Origin of the sequence: Corynebacterium sp. HMSC070H05 (genome assembly GCF_001837615.1) — a bacterium.
In the GTDB taxonomy this organism is placed as follows: Bacteria; Actinomycetota; Actinomycetes; order Mycobacteriales; family Mycobacteriaceae; genus Corynebacterium; species Corynebacterium coyleae.
The window spans coordinates 1-7483 of sequence record NZ_KV833342.1; the positions used below are offsets into that span (position 1 = coordinate 1).

Genomic DNA, 7483 nt, shown 5'->3' on the forward strand with positions numbered 1-7483 from the left:
CAACTGGAAGGTTGACGTCGAGCCGGGTGAGTACACCGTGGAGTACAAGACGCGTGATGGTTACACCCCGACGGATCCGTCGCAGGTGTCGCGCAAGGTTGTTGTGGAGTCCGGTAAGGAATACCTGGACGTTGACCTTGGTGTGAAGCCGGGGGAGAAGACCCCGCCGACCCCGCCGGTGACCGAAACCGTCACGGAAACTGTTCCGGTCCCGACCCCGCCGGTGACCGAAACCGTCACGGAAACTGTTCCGGTCCCGACCCCGCCGGTGACCGAGACCGTCACGGAAACTGTTCCGGTTCCGACCCCGCCGGTGACCGAAACCGTCACCGAGACTGTTCCGGTTCCGACCACCAAGGTTGAGCAGCCGAACGGCAAGACGGACAACGGTGCCTGGGAGCGTTGCGTGGCTAACGCTGTGGCGTCCCCGCTGCTGTACCTGGTGCCGATTGCGGTGCTTGGTGCCGTCGGTGGCGAGTTGGCTCGTCCGTACATGGGCGCGATCAACGAACAGTTGGCCAAGGTCAACGCTGACATTCAGGCGGCGATGCGTCGCGATACTCCAGATCGTGGCCACGGCGGCGCGGGCCGAGACAACGACCAGTTCGCGGAGATCCGAGCACAGCTCGATGCTGCGAACCGCCAGATCCAGGCGATTGGCAACGACCCGAACATCCAGCGCTTCGGCACTATCGCACTTGGCGTGCTTGGTCTGGTCGCTGCAGGTGGTGTGCTGTACGACTGGTGCTCGAACGAGAAGGGTGAGGCGTTCACCTCGATCAAGGGTGGTTCGTCCGAACCGATGCCGATCACTACGGCACCGGTGACGACGACTCCAGAGAAGTAACCACCAGCAAGAAAGCCGACCTCGAGGGACTTAAACCTCGGGGTCGGCCTCTTTTATGGGAAGAGTTCCGGCATGGTGTGGAACTGACGCTCGCCGGGGACGTCGCGCAGGATCTCGATGGCGCGCTTGGTGTCGGGACGGTTCTGGCCGGCGACGACCTGGATCTGCTCGAGGGGGAGGGGGTTGGTGAGGTGGATGGGGGTGGTGGTGTCGTCGATAGGCGGAATGCCCTGGAGATCACCCACTGGGATGCCGAGGAGCACCGTGCCTGCGGGGGCGTCGCGTAGTACTGACGTCTTCGGCGTGAAGTGCAGCGTGCCGGTGAGCGGCCCGGTGCCGAGGGTGTCCAGCGCCGCGGGGAACCAGAGGAGGTAGTCCGCGGTGTCGCCGGAATTGTCGCGTGCTGCCAGTCCGGAATTGAGCCACGTGTGGATTTTCATGCGGCCGAGTATACGGACGGATTTCGGTGATATTTGGCTGCTCGCCCGGATACAGGTAATGTGTACGCAGCGCTGGAGATGTGCCAGAGTGGCCGAATGGGGCTCCCTGCTAAGGAGTTGCCCCCTTGACGGGGGCCGCAGGTTCAAATCCTGTCATCTCCGCCATTGCGCCCGTAGCTCAACGGATAGAGCATCTGACTACGGATCAGAAGGTTGGGGGTTCGAATCCCTCCGGGCGCACAAGAAAAACCCCCGCTCAGCGGGGGTTTTCGCATTGAGGGGCTACTGCGTCTCGACGACCGGCGCAACCGTAGTCGGCGCCTCCTCCTTATCCTTGCGGGACGAGCCGTTGACGTTGATGTCAACGCTCTGCACGTCCGGGACACAGGTGCGTACCGCGGTAGCGATCAGCAGCGCGGAAACCAGGCCGACGATACCGCCGCCGATTGCCATCGCCTGGGCAGGATCGAGGCCAGCGTTGCGGGCGGCCGCGGTGAAGATGTCGCCAGCCTGGCCGTTTGCCTGACCCAGGCCCGGGAGGCCCGCCTGGTTAGCCAGCGCGAGCGGCAGCATCAGGACCAGCGGCACGCCAAGGCCGACGAGGGAAGCGATGCAGCGCGGGTCGGAGGACCCACCGGTGGCGTTGACCTTGGCGCCGACGAGCTTGTCGCCGCCCTGCTGGTCGCCGTTGCCACCCTTCTTCGAGGAGCCACCCGAGCTGCCGAACAGACCACCGTTGGCGTTGTCGCGGATGTCCGGGTTGGCGTTGTTCGTGACCACAACGGAGTTGTTCGAGCCGTTGTCGTTCATGTTGCCGGTGATGACAACGGTCGGGTTGGCGTTGTTGGTCGCCACGACCGAGTTGTTGGAACCGTTGTTGTTCAGGTTGTCGCGCGGGTTTGCATTGTCCGTGACGACGACCGAGTTACCAGAACCGTTGTTGTTGGCGTTGCCGGTGACAACAGGGTTCGCGTTGTTGGTGACCACAACGGAGTTGTTCGAGCCGTTGTTGGACCCGTTGTCGTTCATGTTGCCGGTGATAACCGGGTTCAGGTTATCCGTAATGACAACGGACGGGTTGCCGTTGTTGTTGAAGTTGTCGCGGATGTCCACCGTCGGGTTGGCGTTGCCGGTCACAACAACCGAGTTGTTGGAGCCGTTGTCGCGAATGTCCACCGTCGGGTTCGCATTGTTCGTCACGACGACCGAGTTGCCGGAACCATTGTTGGAGCCGTTGTCACGGATCTCCACCGTCGGGTTGGCGTTGCCGGTGACGATGATGCCGCTCGGCTGCACCTCAACCTTGACGATGCCCTCCAGCGGGCTCTTGCCGTCCTTACCGCCACCGAGCAGGCCGCCGAGAGCGTTGCCGATGACACCACCAAGGCCGCCGCCGCTGCCGCCTTCGGAGCCTTCGCCCTTGCCGCCACCGATCAGGTTGCCAATCAGGCTGCCCAGGCCGGTGCCGCCGGTCGCGCCGCCGATGATGCTTCCCAGCAGCGGGCCGAGAATGTCTGCTGCGGTACCTGCTACTTCAGCCGGGGTTTTGGACGGGTTCTTCGCAGCAATCTTCAGCGTTGCCTTGAACGTGTCCTTCGTGCCGTCGTCGTGGACCTGCTCGACGGAGACAGGCAGTTCAATGTCGCCTTCCGTGAAGGTGGTCGGCGGGGTGATGCGGACGCCGTCGGCGTCGGTGGTGACGCTCCAGCCGGTCGGCAGGCTCACGCCACCCTTGCTCAGGGTCACGCCCTTCGGCAGCTTGAGTGCTTCCAGCGTCTTGGCGGAGGTGGACTTCTCAAAGTCGACCGGGTAGGTCTTCTCCAGCTCCTTTTCCCACTCGCCGACGGGGCGCTCGTCGATAACGTTCAGGCGCAGTGTGGTCGTGAACGCCTCGCCCTCGGCGGGGGTCACCTTCACAGCGATGTCCTTGTTGCCGGTACCAAAAGCAGTCGCGGACTGCGGGCGAATCACGGTGAGGGTGCCGTTGTCGTTACGGAAGTTCCAGTTGAAGATCGTGTTCGTCGTCGGTGCGACGGTGTCACCCGGCTGCAGTTTCAGGCCTTCGACCACTGCTTCCTTCTTGTTCCAGAAGTTGGCGGTGTTGAAGCGACCGTTGAAGGCGTTTGCGGTTGTCTTCGGGGCATTGCTTGTCGACGACTCCTCCGCCGGCGGGGTAGCCGTCGTCGGAGCCGGCTCAGACGTTGGCTCTTCTGCAGGAGCGGTCGTGGTCGGAGCGGGCTCCTCCGAGGTTGGGGCCTCGGGCGTCGGTTCCTCGGGGGTCGGGCAGGCGTCGGCAGGCTCGGTGAACGTGTTTCCCTCGGCCTTCTTATCCACGACGTTGACCTTCAGCGTGGTGTCGAAGGAAGAGCCGTCGGCCTTGGTTACCTTGACCGCAATGTTCTGGTTGCCCTTCCCGAAGGAGATCGCAGCCTCTGGACGGATGAGAATCAGGTTGCAGCCGCTGGTGCGGAAGCGCCATTTATTGCGGGCGAGAAGGAGTGCCGTTGCTTCGACCTTGTCGCCGGGCTCAAGCACAAGCCCTTCTACGACTGCTTCGTCGACGTCCCAGAAGTTAGTGGTGGTGTAGGTGGTGTCGAACGCGCTGGCGTCGACAGCTGCCGCCACCGGGGTGATGCTGACGGGGGATACGAATGGCGCCACCAGCGCCAGGGAGAGCGCGCCCGCCGCGATGGATACGCGTCGGGAACGTACAGTTTTTGCCATGGGGGCTCCTTGGGTCTGGGCGATAACGCCGATTCCTGGGTGTTTCCGCGAGATGTATCGCAAAACGTTCGTAAAGTTTTACACATGCGTAATAAATGCGGAATAGCTATCTGGGAATAGCCCCCGCTCGGGTGAATATGAAGCCAGGTACGCTCGCGGTGTGAGAGCTATGCAAACGGCTGATTTGGCCAATATTGAACGGAAGTTGCGGCGCCGCCGTCTATCCCCGCGCGATTTGGCTGCTATGCAGCACAAACTCGCGGGGATGGACTTGCGTGACATCGTCCGTTTGGTGGAGCGGCAGCCGTCGAGACGCGGTGCGGAGCTGGTGCGACTGCTGCCAGCGCCTCGAGCCGCTGTGCTTTTCGACGCCCTCGCGCCCGCCCACCAGGCCGAAATCGTCGAAGCCTTAGGTGATCATCAGATCCCTGGCCTGTTCGATGCCCTCGGCACCGAGGACTTGGTCATGCTGCTCGATCACATGGATCCGGAGGTGGCGGAGCGGGTTCTCAACGAGTTGGATGAGGACGACCGCGCCTACACAGACCTGATTCTCGCCTACGAGAAGGGGTCGGTCGGCCGTGTCATGTCGCCGAATGTGGAGGCGGTTGGTGCGACGGAGACGGCGCAGGAGGTCGTCGATAAGCTGCGCGCGCATGTTGATGACCTGGAGACGATCTACACCGTGCCAGTTATCGACGACATGCACCACGTCACCGGCGTACTCAGCCTGAAGGACCTGTTCAAGGCGCGTGCGGATGACGAGGTGGGCACCATCATGCGCGAAACCCCCACCGTCGTGGAGAGCGAAGACGCCGAGTATGCGGCGCGTCGCCTGCTCGCGTCTGGTCACCTCGCGTACCCGGTGGTGGATAACGGCCAGCACCTTGTGGGCATTTTTACTTACGACGAGGCCCAGGACATCGTCGAGTTCGCCGACAGCGAGGACTCCGCACGTCAGGGTGGTTCCGAGTCGCTGAAGCAGCCGTATCTGTCCACGCCGGTGCTCAACCTGGTGCGATCCCGCATCGTGTGGCTGCTCGTGCTGGCGGTTTCCGCGATTCTGACCGTGCAGGTGCTCGGTATCTTCGAGGACACGCTCGCCCAAGTGACCGTGCTGTCCCTATTTATTCCGCTGCTGACCGGCACCGGCGGCAACACCGGTAACCAGGCCGCGACAACGGTGACGCGTGCGCTAGCGCTTCACGACGTGACCAAGGGCGACATCTTTAAAGTCATGTGGCGCGAACTGCGCGTCGGCGCGACCCTTGGTTCGGTGCTTGGCATCCTCGGTTTGGGTATCGCGTGGGCCGTTTTCGGGCAAGAAATAGGCATTGTGATCGGTTCCACACTTTTTTGTGTGTGCGCCATGTCCGCGACCGTCGGCGGCATCATGCCGATCATCGCTCGCGCAGTCGGCGCCGACCCGGCGGTGTTCTCCAACCCGTTCATCTCTACCTTCTGCGACGCGACCGGTTTGGTCATTTACTTCCTCATCGCCAAGAGTGTCCTTGGCCTGTAATGGTGTCCTGAACTGCCGTTTTGGTGGTGCGCCCTGCCGGGTGTAATGTTCTTCTTCGTTGCCAACAGGCACTGCGCCCGTAGCTCAACGGATAGAGCATCTGACTACGGATCAGAAGGTTGGGGGTTCGAATCCCTCCGGGCGCACCAATTTCGGGAAGGCCCCACACGGTTTGTGTGGGGCCTTCCCTTTTCGCTTCTTTCGCGATTTTTCTGAGACGCAATTACGGCAAAGATTAATAAACCCTTTAAATCTGAATAAACACTGATTAAGCAGGGGCTTTAGATGTGAGTGCGCTTGAAAGCGCCTGTCCAAGTTGGTAAATTATTTGGAAGTCTCGCGCGGAAGTTCGTGTTCTATGTACTTCTTGCCCGAATTTCTCCCGTTATAGAAAAATCAACCATTGGAGCAATCTTGAACAACGCTTCCTCTCCGTTCGATTTCAACGCAAACTTCTCCGCGCGCCGTTCCTCACGTCGCGGCTTCTCCGGCAAACGCACCGCGATCGCGGGTATGACCGCAGTATCGCTGGCGCTGTCTGGTTTGGCTGTGCCGAGTGTTGTTGGTGGTTCCTTTGCCTTTGAGGCGGCCGCAGAAGAGCAGCTGTCAATTAGCCAGGTTCGTCCAACTACCCAGGGGAAGGACTGGGTTCTTTACGCTGGGGACAACGAGCCGAAAGGTTTGGAAAACGTCAAAGAGATCACATTTGATGTCTATTTGACGGTTTCAAATGTCGATGCCCCGAATCGGTCTCAAAAACGTAAGATCAAAGCGCTTGATGAGAAATTTGCGAACCAGGTGCTGACTGTTGAGCAGGGTGACCGATCAGTGATGGTCAAATCTGCCAAGGTTGAGAAGATCTCAGAAGATGCTAAGGGGAAGTACAGTCGGCGAATCACCCTGGAGCTTGAGAATCCGATTGATTATCGCGTCCGTGATGGCAAGTCATTCCTGATTCGCGCGAAAGGTGCGAGCAATGCGGGATTCCCGGGCCGTGGTGCGTCCTTCTCTGAACTCATAATGAAGGCGAAATCCACCAAGGGTTCTTTGTCTGGAACTGCGAAGCGTGGCTCAATTCAAAAGGTTGAACTCGTTGATGCCAATGGAAGATCTACGTCTGTATCGGTGGATGCTGACGGTAAAATCTCGGCATCTGGCATTCCAGAGGGGGATTACACCCTTGTAGTTACACCAGCAGACGGATACGCAAAGCCTGATGGCCGGCAGGTGAAGATTGAGGCTGAGAAAGAGAGCAAACTCGGAGATATCACTCCGCAGCGCGAGAAGGGTTCCATTGAGGGGTCTGTAACGAATGCCCCAAAGGGCTCGAATCTGAAGATCCGTGTTACCGGAGACGAAGATGCCACCCGCGATGTTGAAAAGATTGTTGACGTAAATAACGGCGAGTACTCGGTTACGGATTTGCCAACTGGTAAATACCGGGTCGAGGTTGTGACCGAAACTGTTCCTGGTGACCTTGCCGTGCCTGACCCGCAGAGCGCTAACGTTACGAATAATGGCATCGAAACTAAGAACTTCTCGCTGACTAAGCGAATTGGCTCCTTGACAGTAGAGCTCGATACTCCTGTACCGGTTAAAGTTAACGCTCTCCATAACGACACCGATACCTACAGTTTCGGAACAAAAGATCGTGAATTTACCTGGGAAAAGGCCCCAATTGGTTCTTACGTACTAGAGGTGAAGACACCTAAGGGTTACTCGGTCACAGGCGAGGTCGCGACATACGTCCCGGAAAACAGCGATGGCAAGGTCACGTTGACCGTTACCCGTGATAAGGGTTCGGTGTCTGGTTCGGTTGATCCGGATGTTGTGTCCAAGGTTGAGTTGGTTGACCCGGAGACGCAGGAGCGTCGTGAGGTGCCGATGGATGGCAACGGCAACCTGGACCTGAAGGAAATCCCGACGGGTGACTACACGGTTGTGGTCACT

Annotated in this window: 4 protein-coding genes, 3 tRNA genes and 1 pseudogene; 6 read left to right on the top strand and 2 right to left on the bottom strand. The window is 59.8% G+C overall.

The window, feature by feature from the left end; genetic code table 11:
- Window positions 1–847, top strand: a pseudogene (locus HMPREF2617_RS12200) (hypothetical protein); the annotation flags it as partial.
- Between the two features lie 53 nt (window positions 848–900).
- Here HMPREF2617_RS12200 and HMPREF2617_RS09855 read toward each other — a convergent pair.
- Window positions 901–1287 carry a hypothetical protein gene (locus HMPREF2617_RS09855; RefSeq protein WP_070840624.1) on the bottom strand — a complete coding sequence of 129 codons (387 nt, stop codon included), beginning with the start codon at window positions 1285–1287 and terminating at the stop codon, window positions 901–903.
- Window positions 1288–1361: 74 nt separating this feature from the next.
- Here HMPREF2617_RS09855 and HMPREF2617_RS09860 point away from each other — a divergent pair.
- Window positions 1362–1452 (top strand) — tRNA-Ser (locus tag HMPREF2617_RS09860).
- A gap of 2 nt (window positions 1453–1454) precedes the next feature.
- A tRNA-Arg gene (locus HMPREF2617_RS09865) sits at window positions 1455–1527 on the top strand.
- 42 nt (window positions 1528–1569) lie between these two features.
- On the opposite strand, the gene HMPREF2617_RS09870 is transcribed toward HMPREF2617_RS09865, so the two are convergent.
- On the bottom strand, window positions 1570–4011 hold the full coding sequence (locus tag HMPREF2617_RS09870; protein ID WP_070840625.1) for a hypothetical protein: 2442 nt from the start codon (window positions 4009–4011) through the stop codon (window positions 1570–1572).
- A 169-nt stretch (window positions 4012–4180) separates the two neighbouring features.
- Between HMPREF2617_RS09870 and mgtE the strand changes: the two genes are divergently transcribed.
- From mgtE to HMPREF2617_RS09885, 3 genes are all read left to right on the top strand, one after another.
- Window positions 4181–5533: a magnesium transporter gene (mgtE, locus tag HMPREF2617_RS09875; RefSeq protein WP_070422014.1), complete on the top strand. Its 1353-nt coding sequence runs from the start codon at window positions 4181–4183 to the stop codon at window positions 5531–5533.
- Window positions 5534–5606: 73 nt separating this feature from the next.
- Window positions 5607–5682 (top strand) — tRNA-Arg (locus tag HMPREF2617_RS09880).
- Window positions 5683–5947: 265 nt separating this feature from the next.
- Window positions 5948–7483, top strand: a 1536-nt coding sequence (locus HMPREF2617_RS09885; protein WP_168168348.1) for an MSCRAMM family protein, incomplete at its 3' end; no start/stop codon positions are given.

Bases quoted from the DNA above. Each gene is read 5' to 3' on its own strand.
- HMPREF2617_RS09855 (WP_070840624.1), bottom strand. From the start codon at position 1,287: ATGAAAATCCACACGTGGCTCAATTCCGGACTGGCAGCACGCGACAAT.
- HMPREF2617_RS09870 (WP_070840625.1), bottom strand. From the start codon at position 4,011: ATGGCAAAAACTGTACGTTCCCGACGCGTATCCATCGCGGCGGGCGCG.
- mgtE (WP_070422014.1), top strand. From the start codon at position 4,181: ATGCAAACGGCTGATTTGGCCAATATTGAACGGAAGTTGCGGCGCCGC.